This window comes from Mesorhizobium sp. P2_C4 (assembly GCF_056404575.1).
The window spans coordinates 70,081-90,592 of record NZ_JBFUDT010000011.1; the positions used below are offsets into that span (position 1 = coordinate 70,081).

The window sequence follows — 20,512 nt, forward strand, 5'->3', positions numbered from 1 at the left end:
ATTGCTCGCGGCACCGTTTTGCCGTTAGAGCCATTCTAAACTGAAAACGAGCTGCCGCCTCCAACCCGGAAAGGCTCCCGCCCCCGCCCATGCCCCATCTCCCCGATCACCTTCTCGCCGGCTATCGCAATTTCATGAGTGGCCGCTATCTCACCGAAAGCGGCCGCTATCGTGCGCTTGCCCGCGAAGGCCAGGCGCCGGAAACCATGATCGTCGCCTGCTGCGACTCGCGCGCGGCCCCCGAAGCGATCTTCGACGCCGGGCCGGGCGAGCTCTTCGTGCTGCGCAATGTCGGCAATCTGGTGCCGCCCTATGCACCCGACGGCCAGTTCCACTCGACCTCGGCCGCCCTCGAATTCGCCGTGCAGAGCCTCAAGGTGAAGAACATCGTCGTCATGGGTCACGGCCGCTGCGGCGGCATCCGCGCGGCACTCGACACCACCTCGGCGCCCTTGTCGCCCGGCGACTTCATCGGCAAGTGGATGAGCCTGATCGCGCCGGCGGCCGAAACCGTGGCCTCGAGCACCTTGATGACCGCGACCGAACGGCAGACCGCGCTGGAGCGCATCTCGATCCGCTATTCGATCGCCAATCTCCGGACCTTTCCTTGCGTCTCCATCCTCGAGGGCAAGGGGCGGCTAGCGCTGCACGGCGCCTGGTTCGACATCTCGACCGGCGAGCTTTGGGTGATGAACAAGGAGACCGGTGACTTCGAGCGGCCGGAACTCTCGTAAGGGGGCGGCCCATGACGCTGAAACGCCGGTCGATCGCTTTCGCTTTTGCCGCGCTGCTGTTTTCGATCGTCTCCGCCCGCGCCGATGAGGGCGCCATCATCGACCGCTGGTATTCGGCGCTGCTGGTCGCCGACCGCACCGAACTGTCGGACCTGCTTGCCGACGACGTCCAGATCAAGCTCGACGACCTCGGCATCGTCCAGAACAAACAGGAATTCATCGCCTCCATCGACGACTGGCAAAGCGCCGTCGCCGGTGCGGCGATCCGGCATCGGGTCGAGAAGACCGAGGCCGGCGTTACCTCGGTGATCGCTTGCTATGATTTCCCCAGCAACGACATGCTGATGCAGGAAACCTTCGCCATCTCCGGCAACCGCATCACCGCCAGCTCGCAAGCCGCGCTCGCCGAAAGCTGCGAGGGCTACTGACGAAACCCTGACTGACCACGGTGTTGCGCGCGAAGGAGTCGCGCCCTACATCGGTGATCATCTCGCCCTCCTCCTTGCCGCCAATCGCGAAGGATCTCCATGCCCTCCACCAAAAGCCTTGACCTCGCCGCCCATCCGTTGACCGCCTGGCAAGGGCCGCTTGGCCTGCCCGATTTCTCTCGCATCGGCGACGGTGATTTCGCACCCGTCTTCGATGCGGCGCTGAAGGCGCATGAGGTCGAGATCGAGGCGATATCAGGCAACAAGGACGCGCCGACCATCGACAACACGCTGACAGCACTCGAACTTGGCGGTGAGGCGCTCGACCGTGTCTCCTCGATCTTCTGGTGCCGGGCCGGCGCCCACACCAATGAAGCGATCCAGGCGCTGGAGCGCGACATTTCGCCAAAAATGTCTAGGCATTTTTCGGCCATCTCGATGAACGAAAGGCTGTTTGCCCGCATCGACGACCTCTACCAGCGCCGCGAAACCCTGAAGCTCGACGCCGAGACGTTGCGGGTGCTGGAAAAGACCTGGAAAGGTTTTGTCCGCTCGGGCGCCAAGCTCGACGCCGACGGCAAGAAGCGGCTCGCCGGCATCAGCGAGGAATTGTCGTCGCTCGGCACCAATTTCGGGCAGAACGTGCTTGCCGACGAGCGCGACTGGGCACTGTTCCTCGACATATCAGACCTTGCCGGCCTGCCCGATTTCGTCAAGAGCTCGATGGCCGAAGCCGCCGAGATGCGCGGCCAGAAAGGCCGCTACGCCGTCACTCTGTCGCGCTCGATCTACGAGCCGTTCTCGACCTTCTCCGAACGCCGCGACCTGCGCGAGACCGCCTTCCGCGCCTTCACCATGCGTGGCCAGAATGGCGGCGCCACCGACAACACATCAGTGGTGCGCGACATGCTGAAGCTGCGCGCCGAAAAGGCAAAGCTGCTTGGCTACGCATCATTCGCTGCGCTTAAGCTCGACGACACCATGGCCAAGACGCCGAAGGCGGTGCACGCGCTGCTCGATCCGGTCTGGGAGAAGGCGCTGGAGAAGGCCGCCGCCGATCAGACCGAATTGCAGCGGCTGGCGCTTGCTGCCGGCAGCAACGAACAATTCGCCGCCTGGGACTGGCGCTTCTACCAGGAGAAACTGCGGGCCGAGAAATTCGCTTTCGACGAGGCCGAATTGAAACCCTATCTACAGCTCGAGCGCATCATCGACGCCTGTTTCGACGTGGCGACACGGCTGTTCGGCATCACCTTCGAAGAGAAAAAAGGCATTGCCGCCTGGCATCCCGACGCCCGCGTGTTCGTGGTGAAAAATGCCGACGGCAGTGAGCGCGGCCTGTTCCTCGCTGACTATTTCGCGCGGCCCTCAAAACGTTCCGGCGCCTGGATGAGCGCGCTGCAATCCGGCTATCATCTCGGCCACGGTTCGAAGCCGGTGATCTACAACATCATGAACTTCGCCAAACCGCCGGTCGGCGAGCCGGCGCTATTGTCGGTCGACGAGGCCAAGACCCTGTTCCATGAATTCGGCCACGCGCTGCACGGCATGCTGACCGACGTCACCTGGCCATCGGTCGCCGGCACCTCGGTCAGCCGCGATTTCGTCGAACTGCCCTCGCAGCTTTACGAGCATTGGCTGACCGTGCCGGCGGTGCTGGAAAAGCATGCGCTGCATGTCAAGACCGGCAAGCCGATGCCGAAGGCGCTGCTCGACAAGATGCTGGCGGCGCGGACCTTCGGCGCCGGCTTCGCCACGGTCGAATTCACCGCCTCGGCGCTGGTCGACATGGCCTACCACGCACGACCCAACGGCCCGGAAGAGCCCCTTCGTTTCGAAGCCGAAACGCTCGACAAGCTCGACATGCCCGACACCATCGCCATGCGCCATCGCACCCCGCATTTCGGCCATGTGTTTTCCGGCGACGGCTATTCGGCCGGGTACTACTCCTACATGTGGTCGGAAGTGCTCGACGCCGACGCCTTCGCCGCTTTCGAGGAGACCGGCGACCCCTTCAACCCGGCACTGGCCGAGCGGCTGCGAAAGAATATCTACGCTGCCGGCGGATCGAAGGACCCGGAAGAGCTGTACACAGCGTTCCGCGGCAAGATGCCTTCGCCGGAAGCGATGATGGTGAAGCGCGGGCTGGTGTGATTAGCCAATCTCCCCCCTTGTGGGGGAGATGGCCGGCAGGCCAGAGGGGGGCGCTGTCCCGCCAGCCTGTCAGTGGACCGCAATTGCGCCGTCCGACTTGCCTTTGAGCGTCTTATGACGAAGAAGCGCCGCGATCCTTCGCGCCCCCCTCTGCCCTGCCGGGCATCTCCCCCACAAGGGGGGAGATTGGCTGCTTCCACGGATCCGCCACCCTCGGCCAGATCGGCCGCGTCAGCTTCGTATAGTTGGTCACCGCTGGATCGCTCGGATACGAACTCGGCGCCGAGACGTAGATAATCTCCGCCGCGATCGGTTCGAAGCCGGCGTAGAAATGGTTGGTCGACTTCACCAGCAGAATGTCCTTAGACATCGGATCGACGCCGATGTTGGAAAAGATGTCCGGCTCGAAGGTCTGCGTGCGGTTGGTGTTGAGGATGATGTCGACCTCGGTGCCTTCGATGCGCACCAGCGCCGTTGGCCCGAGCGTGACGCGGCTCGGCCCGAAACTCTGCCAGCCCTCGGCGACCGCTTTCAGCACCTTGACGCGGGCGTCGATCGGTTCGCCCGCCAGGGGTCCGGCCTTGCCGCCGAAACGCAAATCGATGACGGCGCCCTCGCCCGCCGCCTGACAGAAGGTCACCGCGATCGGATCCCAGATCGTCGCCACGCCGATATTGCTCAAGCCGCGTTCCAGCATGGCGCGCAGCACGACGGTGCCGTCGCCGGCGACGCCGCCACCCGGATTGTCCCAGATATCGGCGATGACCACCGGCCTGGCCGGATTTTGCGCGCGCACGGCCAGTGCACGCTCGATGCCGTCACTGGTGTTCAGCATCGTCATCGCCGTCTCTTTGCGCATGGCGTAGAGCTCGCGCCCCAGCCTCTCGGCCAGCGCGTCGCCCTTCTCCTTGTCATTGTCGGTGACAACCAGGATGCGCGTGCCGACTTCCGCCACGTCGGCGGCCATGAAGCCATGGATTACGGAGATCGACAGCACGCCGTCCCTGCCGTGCAGCGCCTTGATGCGGTCGACGAAGGAGCGCATCGGCTCGCGGCTGGTCGGCAGCACCTGGATCATGCGGCAGTCGAAGGTGGAGATAACAGGCTTGATCTCGCCGCGCGCGGCCGCCAGCCCAAGCTCGACGACATGCTCGCCACGCTCGTAAAAGTCGGTGTGCGGAAATTCGAGGAAGTAGGCGAGAATGTCAGAGGCAGCCACCCGCTTCGGCGTCAAATGGCTGTGCGGGTCGAGTTCCGCCGCGATCACCACATCCGGGCCGACCATGGTGCGGACGCGTTCGAGCAAATCGCCCTCGCAATCGTCATAGCCTTGCGCCACCATCGCGCCATGCAGGCCGAGGATGACCGCGTCGACCGGAAGCGCTTCCTTGAGCTGGCTAAGGATCTCGTCGCGCAGTGCCTCAAAAGTCTGCCGCTGCACCAGGCCGCCCGGCTCGGCCCAGGTGGCGGTGCCTTCGATCACATCAAGCCCTTCTTGTGCCGCGCGCTTGCGCAAGGCGACGATCGGCGAGGAACACAGCGTCGGCGTTTCCGGATGCTTGCCAGGCCCGGCATAGAAGGCCATGTCGAACGAGGCCCGGTCGGTCGGCACCGGCGAAAATGTGTTGGTTTCCGTCGCCAGCGAGGCGGTGAAGATGCGCATGAAAACTCCGCAAGTGAAGAACGGCTATTTGACGGCCCCGAGCGCCAGCCCCCGGACGAGATAGCGCTGCAGCCAGATGAACAGGATTGCCACCGGCAAGGTCGCCAGCAGCGTGGCGGCCATCACATGGTGCCACTCGATCGTGTAGCGGCCGGCGACCAGCGAAAACACCTGGATCGGCAGCGTGTAGCTTTCCTGGCTGCGCAGCATGGTGAGCGCGACGACGAATTCGTTCCAGGCATTGATGAAGGTGAAGATGGCGGTCACCGCGATCGCCGGCAGGCAGAGCGGCAAGAACACCTTGCGCAAGGTCAGCCAGCGGCCGGCGCCCTCCATCCAGGACGCTTCCTCGAGATCGCGCGGGATGGTGTCGAAATAGCTCTGCAGCATCCACACGGTGAAGGCGACGTTGAAGGCCATGTAGATGAAGCCGAGCGCCGTCGTGCTCTCGATCAGGCCCCAGGCGGCCATCAGTCGGAACAGGCCGAGCACCAGCACGATCGGCGAGATCATCTGCGACACCAGCAGGAACTGGCGGAACGCGCCATAGCCGGCAAAGCGAAAGCGCGACATGGCGTAGGCGGCGGGAACCGAGATGAGAATGGCGCCGACAGTGGCAATGACCGAGACATAGAGCGAGTTGGCAAGCGCCTGGCCAAAGCCGGTCGCCACCCACATGTCGGAAAAGTTTGACCAGTGGAATTCGCTCGGCCACCAGGTCGGCGACAACACTTCCTGCCGTGGCTTGACCGCGGTCAGGAACATCACGGCGAAAGGAAAGATCGTCACCACGATGAGCGGCGCCAGCAGCAGCCAGGCGATGATCGAACGCTTCAGCTTGCCGTTCTTCATGTGCGCTGCTCCCGCATCGCCAGCCTGACATAAATCATGGTGAAGACCAGCAATATGGCAAACATCACCAGCGACACCGCCGAGGCCTCGCCGAGCTTGCCAATGCGAAAAGCCAGTTTGTAGAGATGGGTGACCAAAATGTCGGTCGAGTTGGCCGGCCCGCCTTGCGTCATCACCCAGATGATCGGGAAGGAATTGAAGACGTAGATTGTGTTGAGCACGATGGCGATGTTGATGAACGGTTTTAAGAGCGGAAAGGTGATTTCGCGAAACTGCTGCAGCGGTGTTGCCCCTTCGAGGGCTGCCGCCTCGTAAAGATCGTCCGATATCGACGACAGGCCGCCAAGGAAGATCGTCGTCGTGAACGGCACCGTCACCAGGATGCCGATCAGCACCTGCATCGGAAAAGCCGTCTCGGCGCGTGCCAGCCACTGGATATTCTCGTGGATCAGCCCGAGCCCGATCAGCGCCGAGTTCAGCATGCCGCTTTCGCCGTTGAGCGCCCAGCGCCAGACCACCGCCGTCATGGTCAGCGATACCGCCCAGGGCAGCATGATGATGACGCGGGCAAGCCCCCGGCCGTAGAAATCGGTGTTGAGGATCATCGCCACCGGAATCGACACCAGCAGCGCGCCACCGACGACCAGCACCGTCCACACGCCTGTGCGCCAGAGCGCCGCGAGGAAATCGGGATCGGCGAGGAAGGCGTGGTAATTGGCGAAATTGTTGAAGTCGCGCAGCTGGCCGAAGCGGCTGACATCATGCGTCGATATCTGGATCAGGTCCCAGACCGGCCAGAAGATGACGACCGCCGCCAGGAACAGGCTGGGCAAGGTCAGGAGATAGGGCAAGAAACGATTTTGCATCGGCCGGTTTTGTACCGTGTTGGATGTGATGCTGGCTTACCAGCTCGGATCAACCTTGCAATCGGTCTAGAGCAGCGCTTCAGCGTTTGAATTCCTGCGGACGTTTGCGCTGCCCCTCACCTGCCTGCCGGCATCCTCTCCCCGTATAGAGACGGGGAGAGGGGCGCTCTCATCGGCGGTTTCGCCAATCTCCAGCGTTGCAGGAATTGCGCCGGGAGTGCGGCCAGCCCCTTTCTCCCCGTCACTATACGGGGAGAAATGCCCGGCAGGGCAATGAGGGGCAGCACTCACATCTGCAATTCGTCCCTTTGTCTGAAGACTGGGAAAAGTGTGGCGCGCCCCGATTGAGGGCGGGGCGCGCCGGGCGTCGGGAGAAAACGCCCTATTTCTTCAGCACCGCGTTGGCCTTGTCAGCCGCTTCCTTCAGGCCTGCCTCGGGGTCGCCGCCGAGATAGATCTTCTGCATCGCATCCGACGTGATTTGGGCGACCTCCTCCCAACCCGGGATGACCGGCGCGAAGCGGGCATCGGGCAGAAGGGGTGTGAAGGCGGCGAGGTCGGCATTGTTGACGTAATAATCCATTTTCGCCTCTTCCTTGTTCACCGGCAGGAAGCCTTCGCCTTGCGTGAACTTGGCGCGCTGTTCCGTGGTGAACAGGAAGTCGAGCAGTTTCCAGGCCTCGTCCTTGTTCTTCGAGTTCTTGAACATGATGATGGAATCGGTGACGCCATAGGTGCCGCGCGCGCCGCTCGGCCCGGCGGGAATGGCCGCCACGCCGTATTTCAGGTTCGGCGCCTCGTCCTTTATCTGGTTGGACAGGAAGGGCGCGGTGATCATCATGCCGACCTTGCCCTGCTTGAACAGGTTCTGCACGTCCTCGCGGTTGTTGGAGGTGACGCCCGGCTCGGTCAGGCCTTCGTCGATCATCGACTTGTAGAGCTTGGCGGCTTCGAGCGCGCCGGGCGTGCTGAGGCCCGACGTGCCGTCCTTATTGAGGATTTCAGTGCCTTGCGACCACATCGCATAGTAGTAATAAACGTCGGTCTCGATCTCCTTGCCCTGCAGGCCGAAGCCGAACGTGCCGGAGCCGAGCGCCTTGATCTTGCGGGCGTCTTCCTGCAGCTCAGTCCAGGTTGCCGGCGGCTTGGCGATGCCGGCTTTCTCGAACAGTTCCTTGTTGTAATACATGGCGCGCGCCGAAGCCGCGATCGGCAGGCCGTAGGTCTTGCCCTGCATGATCGAGGGCGACAGGAAGGTGTCGATAAAGCGGTCCTTGAAGTCGGGCTTGATGTAGCCGTCGAGCGGCTCGGCGACATCCTGCTGGACGAAATCGATCAGCCAGCGGGTGCCGATGATCGACAGATCCGCATTGGTGCCGGCGGTGATGTCGGTGGTCAGCTTCTGCAGCAGCACATCCCACGGCACCACCTCGAACTTGACGGTGATTCCGGGGTTCGCTGCTTCGAATTCCTTCTTGACGCTTTCGAAATAGGGGGCGGTCTTGGCGCTGTATTCGGCGACGGTGACGCGCACTTCGCCGGCATCTGCCTGCGCTGCCAGCGCCAGCATGCTCATTCCAGCCAGCAGGCCGGCAGTCCAATTTGCAAGCTTCATTCGATCTCTCCCATTTGATTGCGCATAACGGCCCCTGAGCCATTCGGCACCAAAAGCTTTATGTGACTTTCCTACATTATCCATCATTTTGCCGCGTGCAAGCGGATTATCCTGTTGCTTATTTACATTTCATAAAATAGCGTTTTGCCTATTATCATGCACAAGACAAGGACCTGGAGGGCAGCGCGGAGTGGTTTCGAGAGCCGAGTTCGAAGGCAAGACAGTGGTGGTAACCGGTGCGGGCGGTGGCCTCGGCGCGGCGATCGTGGCGCTGATGGCCGAGCGCGGCGCGCGGGTCGTCGGCTGCGACCAATCGAGCGAGGCATTGGCCAGCCCGCACATTGCCTCGCGCCACGTCTTCAACCTTCTCGACCAGGCTTCGATCGCGGCGGCGATAGCGGCGATCCTGGACAAGGATGGCGTTCCCGACATCCTGATCAACAATGCCGGCTGGACACGTGCCGAGACGCTGCCAGCGCTGACCGCAGCCAAGATTGAGCACGAGTTGGACCTCAACCTGACCGGCGTGATGACTTTCGCCGATCCGCTGGTCAAGGCGATGGCCAAAAACGGCTCGGGCAACGTCGTCTTCATCTCCTCGGTCAACGCCATCGCCCATTTCGGCAACCCCGCCTATGCGGCGGCCAAGGCCGGCATCAACGCCTATGCGAAATCGATCGCGGTGGAACTCGGCCGCAGCGGTCTGCGCGCCAATGTCGTCTGCCCCGGTTCGATCCGCACCGCTGCATGGGACCACCGCCTGGCCAAGGATCCCGAAATCCTCGGCAAGCTGCAACGGCTCTATCCGCTCGGCCGCATCGTCAACGCTGCCGAGGTCGCCGAAGCGGTGGCTTTCCTTGCATCCGACCGCGCATCGGGCATAACAGGCGTGGTGATGCCGGTGGATGCCGGACTGACCGCCGGCTGCCTGCCATTCATCGACGACATATTGGGGGCGTGAGCATGACCGATGTCCAGTTTCGCGGCCTGTCGAAATCCTTCGGGCAGCACAAGATTCTTGAAGACATCAACCTTGAGATCAACAGCGGCGAGTTCGTCGTGCTGGTCGGCCCCTCTGGCTGCGGCAAGTCGACCTTGCTGCGCATGCTGGCCGGGCTGGAGACGATCACATCAGGCGATCTCATGATCGGCGGTGTGCGCGCCAACGATTTGCCGCCGCAGCAGCGCAACATCGCCATGGTCTTCCAGTCCTACGCGCTGTTTCCGCATCTGAAGGCGGCGGACAATATCGGCTTCGGTCCAAAAATCCGTGGCGAGACCCGCACAGCGATCGACGAAAAGGTCAAGAAGGCCTCCGGCGTCCTCAATCTGTTTTCCTATCTCGACCGCTATCCCAGGGAATTGTCCGGCGGCCAGCGCCAGCGCGTCGCCATGGGCCGCGCCATCGTGCGCGAACCCTCGGTTTTCCTGTTCGATGAGCCCTTGTCCAATCTCGACGCGCAATTGCGCGTGCAGATGCGCACCGAGATCAAGGCGCTGCACCAGCGGCTGAGATCGACGATCGTCTATGTCACCCATGACCAGATCGAAGCCATGACCATGGCCGACCGCATCGTGGTGATGGACCGCGGCCGCATCCAGCAGGTCGGCGCGCCGCTGGAGCTTTACGACAAGCCGGCTAACAAATTCGTCGCCAGCTTCATCGGCTCGCCGTCGATGAGCTTTGTTTCCGGAGCGCTGAAGGCGACGGCCAGCAAGGCCTGGTTCGAGACATCGGGCGGCGGCCGCCTTGCCCTTGCCGGCAAGGCGGTGTCGGATGGCGCCACGGTCGAGGCCGGTATCCGCCCCGAGCACTTCGTCATTGGCGGCGAGAGCGACGCGATGGCGATCAATGTCGACGTCGTCGAGCCGACCGGCGCCGAAACCCATGTTTATGGCTCGATCGGCAGCGACACGGTGCGGGCGGTGTTCCGCGACAGGTTGCAGATCAGGCCCGGCGACCGGTTGCCGGTCTCGGTCGATCCCGGCAACATCCATCTTTTCGACACGGCAACGGGCCTGCCCCTGTGAAACCACAAGCATGAAAACACCGGCCGACATCATCACGCGCCTGCAATTGATGTCGCAGGACGGCACCAAGTCGGACCGCCGGCTGGCCAGCCTGGTGCTGTCGGATCTCGATTTCGCCTCCAAGGCGGCGATCTCGGAAATTGCCGCCCGCGTCGGCGTCAGCGAGCCGACGGTCACCCGCTTCTGCCGCAACCTCGGCTGCGAAGGCTTGCGCGATTTCAAATTCTACCTGGCGCAAGCCATCGCCATTGGCGGCCAGTATCTGTCGCCCGAACCGCTGAGCCGCGACGTGCGTGAGCAGCGCATCGCATCGGCCATTACCGAGGCGGCGATAGCAGCCATCCAGCGCGCCAGCGAAAACCTCGACATGAAGGTGTTGGTCGGCGTCGCCGCGCGCATCGCCACCTCAGGCAACATCCTGTGCATCGGCTCCGGCGGCATTTCGTCGATGATGGCGACCGAGATGCAGAACCGGCTGTTCCGGCTCGGTCTGTCGGCGCTGGCGCAGGTCGACGGGCAATTGCAGCGCATGTATGCCGCGGTGGCGACGCCCGAGACGACGCTCGTCGCTTTTTCGGTCTCCGGCTATGCGCGCTCGGTCATCGAGGCCGTGCAGGTCGCCCAGCAATATGGCGCCACCACCGTCGCCATCACCGCCCCCGACTCCGCACTCGCCAAGGCCGCCGAAACCGTGATCCATCTACAGTCGCTTGAGGACGGCAACATCTACAAGCCGACCTCGTCGCGCTATGCGCTTTTGGCGATCGTCGACATGATCGCCACTTCGGTCGCGGAAACGCGCGGACCAAAGGTGCTGGAGAGCTTGCGCCGCATCAAGCAGAGCGTGAACACGCTGAAGGTCGACGATCCCCGTCTGCCGCTGGGCGATTGAAGGGCTCTGCTCGCTGCATTTTTGTTCAGGCGCCAAATGGGTCCATCTGGTCGAAAACGCCAATTCGAAAACGGCAGTGCTGCCCCTCATCCGACTGTCGGCACCTTCTCCCCGTAAACGGGGAGAAGCGCGCTGGCCGTAACTTCGGCGCCCATTTTGCAACGCTTGTGATTGGCGAAGCCGCCGATGGCAGCGTCTTTCTCCCCGTCACTATACGGGGAGAAATGCCCGGCAGGGCAATGAGGGGCGGCGCGGACCTTGAACAACTTAGCCGCCGCCGAGTGCCTCAACACGCTTCGCCAGCGCCACCGGGTCGCCAAGCACCCGCAATGTCTTCAGCCGCGCCGTGCCGCCGGCGACAACCGAGACCGCCGACGCCGGCACGCCCAGCGCCTTGGCGATCAGCTTTTCGAGTGCATGATTGGCGGCGCCGTTTTCCGGCACGGCGCGGACGCGGGCTTTCAGATGGCTTCGCCCGTCAGAAGCAGTCTCGATGCCTTCAAGCCGGTCCATCGCCGCCTTCGGCGTCAGCCGGACGAACAGATCGATGCCATTCCGGCTGGTTCTGAAGAATCCGGTCGGCTCCACGGATCAGTAGAACAGCGACCTTACCGTGCTGTTCAGGAACCGCTCCAGGAAGAAGATGATCAGCAGCACGATGATCGGCGAGATGTCGACGCCGCCGAGATCCGGCAGCAAGCGGCGGATGGGACGGAACACCGGCTCGGTCAGCCGATACAGCATGCCGCCTATGTTGTTGACGACCTGGTTGCGCGAATTGACGACGTTGAAGGCGTACAGCCAGGAGAAGATCGCCGCGGCGATAATCACCCACCAGTAAAGTTCGAGCGCGTAGATCAGCGTATCGATAAGCGCGTCCATTCAAAGCTCCATTGATTGCGCGACATGTAGCCATTGCATGCCAAACCGGCAAGAGCCGGCTTGTGCCGCGTGCCAAAGCCGATGCGCCTGCGCCCGGTCATTTCGCCAAAACGCCGCCTTGACAGAAAACCGCCGCGCCCGATAAATGCGCCATCCGCTGGACGGGGCTGTAGCTCAGCTGGGAGAGCGCGTCGTTCGCAATGACGAGGTCAGGAGTTCGATCCTCCTCAGCTCCACCAGCGGATTTTCCCGAACCTTTGCCCACTGTGCGTGCTTGGAAAGCCCGCTGTTCGACCATGACTCGGACCGGATTCGCACCCTCACGCCACCCTTACATAGCTCGTCATCCCCGATTTCTGATGCTCGATGATGTGGCAGTGCAGCAGCCAGTCGCCGGGATTGTCGGCGACGAAGCCGAGCTGGACCTTCTCATTGGGCTGGATCAGATAGGTGTCGGAAATGACCGGCTGAACCGGGCGCGTCGAGGATGACAGCACCTTGAAGCTCATGCCGTGCAGATGCATCGGGTGCGATTGCGGCGTCAAATTTTCCATGTCGATGACATAGCTCTTGCCGAGCTTCAGTTCGGCCAGCGGCGCGGTCGGGTCCGGCGTGTCGCCCGGCCACGGCACCTTGTTGATGGCCCAGAAACTGTAGCCAAGCGAACCGCAGATGCCGTCGCTCGGGACGTTTTCCGCCGTGGCGCTAAGCGCCAGGGAAATATGCTCGGCGCTGCCGAGATCCACCTCCCCGACCGGATTGACCTCCAGCGGCGCAAGGTCGCGAAGGTCGCGCTTGAGAGAAGGTCCAACCGCACGCAGGGTCGCCAGCACCTTTGGCTTGGTGCCCCTGACGTCCCTCAGGCTGACGATTGCCCCCTCATCATCGGGCATGCGTATGGCCAGCTCCATCCGCTGCCCGGGTCCCAGCAGCAAGGCATCGGGCGCAAAGCGCTGCGGTACCGGATTGCCGTCCAGCGCGATCACCGTCGCCTCGGCGCCTTCGACGACAAAGGCATAGATGCGCGTCACGTCAGTGATGGCGACTCTCAGCCGCACCAGCCCTCCGGTCGGCGCGTCATAGGACGGCTGGTCGAGCCAGTTGGCGGTGCGCAGCGTGCCGTAGGTGCCGGTTCTCGCCGCGTCGCGCGGCCGGAACGGGTCGATGAACTGGCCGTCGTCGCCGAGCCGCCAGTCGCGCAGGTTGATCACCTCCTCGGTATCGAATTTCGGATCGCTGGCGTTCTCCACGACAATGACGCCGGTCAGGCCGTGGCCCATCTGGATCAGTGTGTTGCAATGCGGGTGATACCAGAAGGTGCCGGCGTCCGGCGGCGTGAAGGCATAGTCGAAATGGTCGCCGGTATAGACATAGGGCTGCACCAGGAACGGAACGCCGTCCATCTTGTTGGGAACGCGAATGCCGTGCCAGTGGATCGTCGTCGGATCGTCGGTGCCGTTGACCAGCCGCGCTGCGAAGGGCTCACCTTTTTTCACCCGCAGCACCGGCGGCATGCCTGATACGCCATAGGTCAGCACATCCCTAGTTGGGCCGATATCCATCAGCTTCGCCTCGATCCTGGCTGTCTTCAGCACCACCGGCTCCGGCGCCGCCCAGCTGCCGAATTTACCCATGGCGGAAAGCCCTATCCCGCCAACGCCGACAACTGCGGCGGTCTTTAGAAGTTTGCGACGTGTGAACACCGTCATGCTGCACTCCAACCGGAAAGACGACTGCCCTGACCGTCAGGGAACCCCTGGCACATCAGCTCTTCGTGATGTCAGCAAGACGGACGCAGCGTCTTGGCCCAGGCGGGCAGCGAGCACAAGAGCGGACAGCGCTCACTCTCTTTCTGTCTCCAGCCCGGTCACCAGCACATCGACAAAATTCAGCAATTCGGCTTCGAGATCGGTCGGCGCCAGGCCGATGAAGCGGTCTTCGAGCGAAATGGCGACGATGCCGTGCACCGCGGAAAACAGCGTGCGCGCGCGTGCCAAAAGATCCGGTGTTTCCAGCGCCGGGCGCAGCGCCGCCAGCGGTTCGACCAGATGCTGGATGAGCACGGCGTGCTCCGCCAGATGCCATTCGGGCACCGGCACGCCGGGCGCCATGCGATGCTCGAACAGGGCTGCCCACAGCATGCGGTTGTCGCGCGCAAAGCCGAGATAGGCTTTGGCCAGCGCCTTGAGCTTGGCCCTTGGCGCAACCGCGCTGGTCGCCTCCTCGCGCAAGGCCGCGCCCAGCCGCGCCAGGGTTATGGAATTGACATGCAGGATGAGCTCGTCGAGATCGGCAAACGCGGTATAGAGCGCGCCGAGCGCGCAGCCGGCGTCGGCCGTGATGTCGCGCGCGCGCAGCCCGCCGAGTCCTGACGATTGAATATGCGCATGCGCGGCCTCGATCAGCCTGCCCTTGAGGTCCTCGCGCTTGGCGTCCCGTTTTGCTGTCATTAACCTTCTCTATCTGAAACTTTTGAACAGTGTTCATTTTTCACTTGAACGCCGTTCACGATGTGTTACGTTGCGTTCGTGAACATTGTTCATAGAGGAGAAGCCGGAATGTTGAAACAGTTTTTTGCGCTGATGCGCGGTCATAGCCACGAAGCCGCAGAAGCGATGGTCGACCGCAATGCGATGGTGATCCTGCGCCAGCAGATCCGAGATTGCGCCGACGCCATCGCCGCCGCGCGCCGGGCGGTCGCCGTCGCCATCGCCCAGAACGAGCAAGAGGTCGTGCAATTCAAGAAGCTGGTTGCCCGCATCGAGGACCTGGAAAAGCGCACGATCGCCGCCATCGAGCAGGGTCAGAACGAACTGGCCCGCGAGGCGGCGGAAACCATCGCCTTGTTGGAAGCCGAACGCGATGCCTCCAGCGAGGCGCAAAAAAGCTTCACCACCGAGATCGAGCGCCTGAAGCGGATTGTCCGCGCCTCCGAAATGCGACTGCGCGAATTGCAGCGCGGCCAACGCATCGTCGCTGCGGTCGACACCACCCAGCGCCTGCGCGAAAGCCCCGGCTCCAGCCTGTCGGCGCTGAAGGACGCGGAGGAAACCCTGCTGCGGCTGCGCACGCGGCAAAAGCAGATCGATGCCACGGCTGCTGCCATGGCCGAGATGGAGCAGTCGGGCGATCCGGCTGCGGTGAGTGAAAAACTGGCCGCCGCCGGTTGCGGCGCGCCGCTGAGAAGCAGTGCCGACGCCGTACTCGAACGGCTGGCAAAGACCATCGCCAAGCCTGCCTGATTGTATCCGGCCTGAAACAGACCGACGCCCACCCAACCTAACCCAGAAACGAAAGGACCATACCGATGACCCCCAACACTTACGCATCAAAGGATTCAAGCGCCTGGAAAACCTTCACCATGGCCAGCTTCGCCGTTGCCGCCTCGATGATGGCAGGCGGCATCTACTTCATGGAGGCAAGCTTTGCCGCCAAGGGGTTTTACGCGATGGCCGCCATCATGCTCGTGCATACCTCCATCACCATCACCAAGACGCTGCGTGACGCGGAAGAATCGAACCGCTTCATCAACCGGCTGGAAGACGCCAAGACCGAGAAGCTGCTGATGGATGTCAGTCGCAGTAACGAAGTGTAACCGGGTTCCCGCTAGAACAAGACCCAAACCACGCAAGACCGCTGATCGATCCCCAGGGATTGCACCGGTCTTGCCCAATGGAAGTCGCCGCTATGGAAATCGCCCCGATCAATCGTCCGACAGCTCATCTGATGACATCTAGGCGCTTTGCGCCGCTCTTCTGGACGCAGTTCCTGTCCGCCTTCAACGACAATTTCCTCAAGAACACGCTGGTGTTCCTAATTCTGTTCACGCTGGCGGCGGACAAGGCGGCGTCCCTGGTCACCCTGGCAGGCGCCGTCTTCATGGCCCCCTTCCTGCTTCTGTCGGCGCTGGGCGGCGAGATCGCCGACCGCTTCGACAAAGCCCTCATCGCCAAGCGTCTGAAATTCGCCGAGATCGCCGCGGCGGGAGTCTCCGTCGTCGGCATCGCGCTGTCGTCTATTCCCGTGCTGATGGTGGCGCTGCTGATGTTCGGCATCATCTCGGCGCTGTTCGGGCCGATCAAATACGGCATCCTGCCCGATCATCTCGAGCGCAAGGAACTGCCCAAGGCCAACGCCTGGATCGAATCCGCGACGTTTGCCGCCATCCTCGGCGGCACCATCGCCGGTGGCGTCGTTTCCGCCGATGGCATCGGCGTCACGGTGTTCGGACCGATCATGATGGCCTTGGCCGTCGCCTGCTGGTTCGTCAGCCGCTACATTCCGTCCACCGGTTCGGCGGCGCCCGACCTCGTCATCGACAAGAACATCTTCCGCTCGACCTGGCGTCAGGTCTCGGAATTGCGTACCGACACGCGGATCTGGCGCGCCGGCCTGATGACGTCGTGGTTCTGGCTGATCGGCGCCATCGTGCTTTCGATCCTGCCGACGATGATCAAGGATTCGCTCGGCGGCAACGAAATGGCCGTCACCGTCTATCTCGCCGTGTTCGCCGTCTCCATCGCCATCGGCTCGGCCATCGCCGCCTGGATGTCGCAGGGCCGCATCGTGCTGTTGCCGGCACCGGTCGGCACGGCGCTGCTGGCGCTGTTCGGCCTGCACCTCGCTTGGACCATCTGGAGCATGCCGCCTTCACCAAGCGTCGAAACCCTTGGCGCATTCTTCGCCGGCCCGAACACGATCCGCGTTGCCATCGACCTTGCCGGCATGGCTATCGCCAGTGCCTTCCTCGTGGTGCCGACCTTCGCCGCCGTGCAAGCCTGGTCGCCCGAAGCCCGCCGCGCCCGCGTGGTCGCCGCGGTGAGCATCGTCAATGCCGGCTTCATGACCGTCGGCGGCATTGTTGTCGCCGTGATCCAGACGAAGGTCTCCACCGGTGGCATCCTGTTCGGCCTCGCCGCTGCCAACGCCATTGCCGCCTGGCTGATGCTGAAATTCCTGCCGACCAACGCCTTCCGCGATTTCGTCTCCATCCTGTTCCGCGCCTTCCTGCGCCTCGAGGTCGAAGGCATGGAGAACCTCAAGGCGGCCGGCAAGGCGCCGATCCTGGCGCTCAACCATGTCAGCTTCCTCGACGGTCCGCTGGCCTTGACGCTGACCGATGAAGAGCCGGTCTTCGCCATCGACTACACCATCGCCCAGGCCTGGTGGATGAAGCCGTTCATGAAACTCGCCCGCGCTTTGCCGCTCAACCCGGCCAAGCCGATGTCGACCCGCACGCTGATCAAGATCGTGCAGGGCGGCGACCCGCTGGTGATCTTCCCGGAGGGACGCATCACCGTCACCGGCGGCCTGATGAAGGTCTATGATGGTGCCGCCATGGTCGCCGACAAGACCGGCTCGATGGTGGTGCCGGTGCGCATCGACGGGCTGGAGAAGAGCTATTTTTCGCGGCTGTCGGCGCAGCACGTGCGCCACCGCCTGTTCCCGAAGGTCAAGGTGACCATCCTCGAACCGGTCAAGCTCGAGGTTGCGCCGGAGTTGAAGGGCCGCAAGCGCCGCGCCGCCGCGGGCTCCGCCCTCTACCAGGTCATGTCGGATCTCGTCTTCCGCACCCAGGACATCGACAAGACCGTGCTGGAAAAGATCATCCAGACCGCGAACGAGCGCGGCATGAGAGAGCTCGCCGTGCAGGACCCGGTCACCGGTTCGCTGAGTTACGGCAAGCTTTTGACCGCTGCCGCCGTGCTCGGCGAGAAATTCCAGAATCTCTATGCCGACCAGCAGACGCTCGGCATCATGCTGCCCAACGCCAACGGCTCCTGCGCGACGCTGCTCGGCGTCATGTCTTCCGGCAAGGTGCCGGCGATGATCAACTTCACCGCCGGTGCCGCCAACATCCTGTCCGCCTGCAAAGCCGCCGAGGTGAAGACGGTGCTCACGTCGCGCGCGTTTGTCGAACAGGCAAAGCTCGGCGCCGTGGTCGAGGAAATGGGCCGCGCGGTGGACATCGTCTGGCTCGACGATTTGCGCAAGACCATCAGCCTCAGGGAAAAGCTGCTCGGCCTGCTGCGCAAGTCGACGCCGCGCGCCAAGCGCTTGCCCGACGATCCGGCGGTGATCCTGTTCACCTCGGGTTCCGAAGGCACGCCCAAGGGCGTGGTGCTGACCCACCGCAACATCCTGGCCAACGCCGCCCAGGCGGCGTCGCGCATCGACTTCCATTCGGGCGACAAGGTGTTCAACGTGCTGCCGATCTTCCATTCCTTCGGCATGACGGCGGGCACCGTGCTGCCGCTGGTCGCGGGCGTCCCGGTCTATTTCTACCCCTCGCCGCTGCACTACCGGATCGTGCCGGAACTGATCTACGCCTCGAACGCGACCATCATCTTCGGCACTGACACGTTCCTCTCCGGCTATGCGCGCACCGCGCACCCATACGACTTCCGCTCGATACGCTATTGTTTTGCCGGCGCAGAACCGGTCAAGGCAGCGACGCGCATGACCTATATGGAGAAGTTCGGCGTGCGCATCCTCGAGGGCTACGGCGTCACCGAGACGGCGCCGGTGATCTCGATCAACACGCCGATGTACAACCGCTCCGGAACCGTCGGCAAGATCATGCCCGGCATGGAATACCGCCTCGACCCGGTGCCGGGCGTCGACGATGGCGGCCGCCTGTTCGTGCGCGGCCCCAATGTCATGGCCGGCTATCTCCGGGCCGAGAAGCCTGGCGTGATCGAGCTGCTCGAAGACGGCTGGCATGACACCGGCGACGTCGTCACCGTCGACGAAGCCGGCTTCATCACCATTCGCGGCCGCGCCAAGCGCTTCGCCAAGATCGGCGGCGAGATGATCTCGCTGGCGGCTGTCGAGGCCTTGGCCGGTGAGTTGTGGAAAGGCTCGCTGTCGGCGGTCGCCAGCGTGCCCGATGCCCGCAAGGGCGAGAAACTGATCCTCATCACCGAAGCCGTCGACGCCACGCGCGCGCAATTCCTGGCCTTCGCCAAGGCCAACGGCGCCATGGACCTGATGGTGCCGGCCGAAGTGCGCGTCGTCGCGAAAGTGCCGGTGCTCGGCTCCGGCAAGCTCGACTTCGCCGGCGTGACCAAGATGGTGCGCGCAGAAGAAGACATGAAGATCAAGGCCGCTTGATCCTGATACAGAACGGGCCGGCGAAAATGCGCTGGCCCGTCTACGTCATCGCTTCGCGTTGCGCGATCAGCATGGCCATGCGCTGGACGGCACGCAGTTCCATTTCCACGCCCGGTGACGACGCCAGCGCCGGCATGTTGAGCGCGACCACGGTCAATGGATTGAGCGTCGCCAGCAGCACATGGGTCGCTTCGTATTTCTCGAACAGCCAGGCCAGCTGTTCACGGATGTCCTGGTCGACAAGCGCATCCGGCTGCACATCGGCGAGCGAGCGCACCGGGGCCAATTCCAGCGCCCGGGTCAAAACGTTCAGATCGAAATCGCCAAGCTCGGCCGCCGGCAGGATCAAGGCGCCATCGACAAGGCTATGGTTCTGCAGGCCGCGCAGGAAACGGGCAGAATCCGTCAAATCGCCCTCGGCCATGTGCCGCAGCAGCGAGTCGCGGCGCTTTTCGGCGGCCAGGCTGACGCTGTCATTGTAGATGACGGCGAGCAGCGTCGCGGACAGCACGATCACCACACCCTGAACACTGCCCCGCCAGCCGATGTGATCGATGCCGCCCAGAGCCAGGCCGGCAAAGACAGAACTCAGTGCGATAACAGCGAAAGCCCCGATCGTGTCGCGATGGCCGAGGCTCGACCGTCCCAAGCCGATCGTCAGCCAGCACAGGAACAGGATGGCGATGCCGCCAAGCCGCACCGGCACTTCGAACAGGCCGGGCCGATAATCGGTGATCATGAACGGAAGGATGAGCAGCAGCGACAGCGCCATGCGCTCGACCGTGCGGTTTTCGGCAGCCGATAGGCTGTCGCGGTCGCGCATCACCACCAGCCAGCCAATCGCCAAAAAGCCGCCGAACTGAAAAAACAGAAGCGCCGCCATTCGCCATGGCTCGGCAAAGCGTTCCGGGATCATCGCCAGCAGCAGAAAGGCCACGGCACCGCCGGCGGCGAGAACCTTGAGGAAGAAGGGAGCGTGCCGGCGCAGTAGGCCCTCGGTCAGCAGCAGCGCTGCCAGCGGCAATAGGCCTGCCGCCACGATGGTGACCAGCCGGAAGACGCCGAAGCCAGTGATCCAGTCGAGGATCCGGCAGGCCAGCAGCACCGCCAGCACCCGCAGGCCGAACAGAAAACGCCGCGACAGCGGATCGCTGGCATCCCGCCCGCCGACGACCGCGATGACGATCAACAGCCCGGCCAGGGCAGCCAGCGAGGTGATGGTGTCGGCGACAAATGTGTTGTCAAAGGTCATGCGCCATTTTCCGTCAGCTTCCGCATGAAC

General features: G+C 63.2%; 18 protein-coding genes and 1 tRNA gene. 10 read left to right on the top strand and 9 right to left on the bottom strand.

Going from position 1 to position 20,512, the window contains the following annotated elements:
* Window positions 1–89 precede the first annotated feature (89 nt).
* The 3 genes from AC1DX6_RS28740 (at window position 90) to AC1DX6_RS28750 (ending at window position 3,316) form a co-directional block, all read left to right on the top strand.
* Window positions 90–734 carry a carbonic anhydrase gene (locus AC1DX6_RS28740; RefSeq protein WP_477319657.1) on the top strand — a complete coding sequence of 215 codons (645 nt, stop codon included), beginning with the start codon at window positions 90–92 and terminating at the stop codon, window positions 732–734.
* A gap of 11 nt (window positions 735–745) precedes the next feature.
* Window positions 746–1,162 (top strand): nuclear transport factor 2 family protein, encoded by a 417-nt coding sequence (locus AC1DX6_RS28745; RefSeq protein WP_477319659.1) that lies wholly within the window; start codon window positions 746–748, stop codon window positions 1,160–1,162.
* A gap of 99 nt (window positions 1,163–1,261) precedes the next feature.
* The gene (locus tag AC1DX6_RS28750; RefSeq protein WP_477319661.1) at window positions 1,262–3,316 is read left to right on the top strand and encodes a M3 family metallopeptidase; all 2,055 of its coding nucleotides are present in this window, start codon (window positions 1,262–1,264) and stop codon (window positions 3,314–3,316) included.
* Between the two features lie 112 nt (window positions 3,317–3,428).
* Here the strand turns inward: AC1DX6_RS28750 and AC1DX6_RS28755 are convergent, their stop codons facing one another.
* The 4 genes from AC1DX6_RS28755 to AC1DX6_RS28770 all read right to left on the bottom strand — a co-directional run bounded on the left by AC1DX6_RS28755 (window position 3,429) and on the right by AC1DX6_RS28770 (window position 8,312).
* On the bottom strand, window positions 3,429–4,979 hold the full coding sequence (locus AC1DX6_RS28755) for a M81 family metallopeptidase (RefSeq protein WP_477319663.1): 1,551 nt from the start codon (window positions 4,977–4,979) through the stop codon (window positions 3,429–3,431).
* Window positions 4,980–5,003: 24 nt separating this feature from the next.
* Window positions 5,004–5,831 carry a carbohydrate ABC transporter permease gene (locus AC1DX6_RS28760; RefSeq protein ID WP_477319665.1) on the bottom strand — a complete coding sequence of 276 codons (828 nt, stop codon included), beginning with the start codon at window positions 5,829–5,831 and terminating at the stop codon, window positions 5,004–5,006.
* The gene (locus AC1DX6_RS28765) at window positions 5,828–6,697 is read right to left on the bottom strand and encodes a carbohydrate ABC transporter permease (RefSeq protein WP_477319667.1); all 870 of its coding nucleotides are present in this window, start codon (window positions 6,695–6,697) and stop codon (window positions 5,828–5,830) included. The genes AC1DX6_RS28760 and AC1DX6_RS28765 overlap by 4 nt, the downstream gene beginning before the upstream one ends.
* A gap of 382 nt (window positions 6,698–7,079) precedes the next feature.
* Window positions 7,080–8,312 carry an ABC transporter substrate-binding protein gene (locus tag AC1DX6_RS28770; RefSeq protein ID WP_477319669.1) on the bottom strand — a complete coding sequence of 411 codons (1,233 nt, stop codon included), beginning with the start codon at window positions 8,310–8,312 and terminating at the stop codon, window positions 7,080–7,082.
* Between the two features lie 190 nt (window positions 8,313–8,502).
* Here AC1DX6_RS28770 and AC1DX6_RS28775 point away from each other — a divergent pair, with 190 nt between their 5' ends.
* The 3 genes from AC1DX6_RS28775 to AC1DX6_RS28785 are packed head-to-tail and all read left to right on the top strand — an operon-like array spanning window position 8,503 to window position 11,235.
* Window positions 8,503–9,273, top strand: a complete 771-nt coding sequence (locus tag AC1DX6_RS28775) for an SDR family oxidoreductase (RefSeq protein WP_477319671.1) — start codon at window positions 8,503–8,505, stop codon at window positions 9,271–9,273.
* Between the two features lie 2 nt (window positions 9,274–9,275).
* Window positions 9,276–10,343: an ABC transporter ATP-binding protein gene (locus AC1DX6_RS28780; protein ID WP_477319673.1), complete on the top strand. Its 1,068-nt coding sequence runs from the start codon at window positions 9,276–9,278 to the stop codon at window positions 10,341–10,343.
* Window positions 10,344–10,353: 10 nt separating this feature from the next.
* On the top strand, window positions 10,354–11,235 hold the full coding sequence (locus tag AC1DX6_RS28785) for a MurR/RpiR family transcriptional regulator (protein WP_477319675.1): 882 nt from the start codon (window positions 10,354–10,356) through the stop codon (window positions 11,233–11,235).
* 267 nt (window positions 11,236–11,502) lie between these two features.
* Here AC1DX6_RS28785 and AC1DX6_RS28790 read toward each other — a convergent pair whose 3' ends face one another.
* Both AC1DX6_RS28790 and AC1DX6_RS28795 read right to left on the bottom strand, forming a co-directional pair.
* Window positions 11,503–11,823 carry a DUF167 family protein gene (locus AC1DX6_RS28790; RefSeq protein WP_477319677.1) on the bottom strand — a complete coding sequence of 107 codons (321 nt, stop codon included), beginning with the start codon at window positions 11,821–11,823 and terminating at the stop codon, window positions 11,503–11,505.
* A gap of 3 nt (window positions 11,824–11,826) precedes the next feature.
* Window positions 11,827–12,117, bottom strand: a complete 291-nt coding sequence (locus AC1DX6_RS28795; RefSeq protein ID WP_477319679.1) for a YggT family protein — start codon at window positions 12,115–12,117, stop codon at window positions 11,827–11,829.
* 163 nt (window positions 12,118–12,280) lie between these two features.
* Between AC1DX6_RS28795 and AC1DX6_RS28800 the strand changes: the two genes are divergently transcribed.
* Window positions 12,281–12,356: transfer RNA gene (locus AC1DX6_RS28800), tRNA-Ala, on the top strand.
* A gap of 81 nt (window positions 12,357–12,437) precedes the next feature.
* Here AC1DX6_RS28800 and AC1DX6_RS28805 read toward each other — a convergent pair.
* Window positions 12,438–13,826, bottom strand: coding sequence for a multicopper oxidase family protein (locus tag AC1DX6_RS28805; RefSeq protein ID WP_477319681.1), 1,389 nt, complete (start codon window positions 13,824–13,826; stop codon window positions 12,438–12,440).
* Window positions 13,827–13,958: 132 nt separating this feature from the next.
* Window positions 13,959–14,567: a TetR/AcrR family transcriptional regulator gene (locus AC1DX6_RS28810; RefSeq protein ID WP_477319683.1), complete on the bottom strand. Its 609-nt coding sequence runs from the start codon at window positions 14,565–14,567 to the stop codon at window positions 13,959–13,961.
* 108 nt (window positions 14,568–14,675) lie between these two features.
* On the opposite strand from AC1DX6_RS28810, the gene AC1DX6_RS28815 reads away from it, so the two are divergent.
* From AC1DX6_RS28815 to AC1DX6_RS28825, 3 genes are all read left to right on the top strand, one after another.
* The gene (locus AC1DX6_RS28815) at window positions 14,676–15,359 is read left to right on the top strand and encodes a PspA/IM30 family protein (protein ID WP_477319685.1); all 684 of its coding nucleotides are present in this window, start codon (window positions 14,676–14,678) and stop codon (window positions 15,357–15,359) included.
* 65 nt (window positions 15,360–15,424) lie between these two features.
* Window positions 15,425–15,712 carry a YiaA/YiaB family inner membrane protein gene (locus AC1DX6_RS28820; RefSeq protein WP_477319687.1) on the top strand — a complete coding sequence of 96 codons (288 nt, stop codon included), beginning with the start codon at window positions 15,425–15,427 and terminating at the stop codon, window positions 15,710–15,712.
* A gap of 92 nt (window positions 15,713–15,804) precedes the next feature.
* Window positions 15,805–19,230: an acyl-[ACP]--phospholipid O-acyltransferase gene (locus AC1DX6_RS28825; RefSeq protein WP_477319689.1), complete on the top strand. Its 3,426-nt coding sequence runs from the start codon at window positions 15,805–15,807 to the stop codon at window positions 19,228–19,230.
* A 40-nt stretch (window positions 19,231–19,270) separates the two neighbouring features.
* Here the strand turns inward: AC1DX6_RS28825 and AC1DX6_RS28830 are convergent, their stop codons facing one another.
* Complete coding sequence (locus AC1DX6_RS28830; protein WP_477319691.1) at window positions 19,271–20,482, bottom strand: hypothetical protein; 1,212 nt, start codon at window positions 20,480–20,482, stop codon at window positions 19,271–19,273.
* Window positions 20,483–20,512 lie beyond the last annotated feature (30 nt).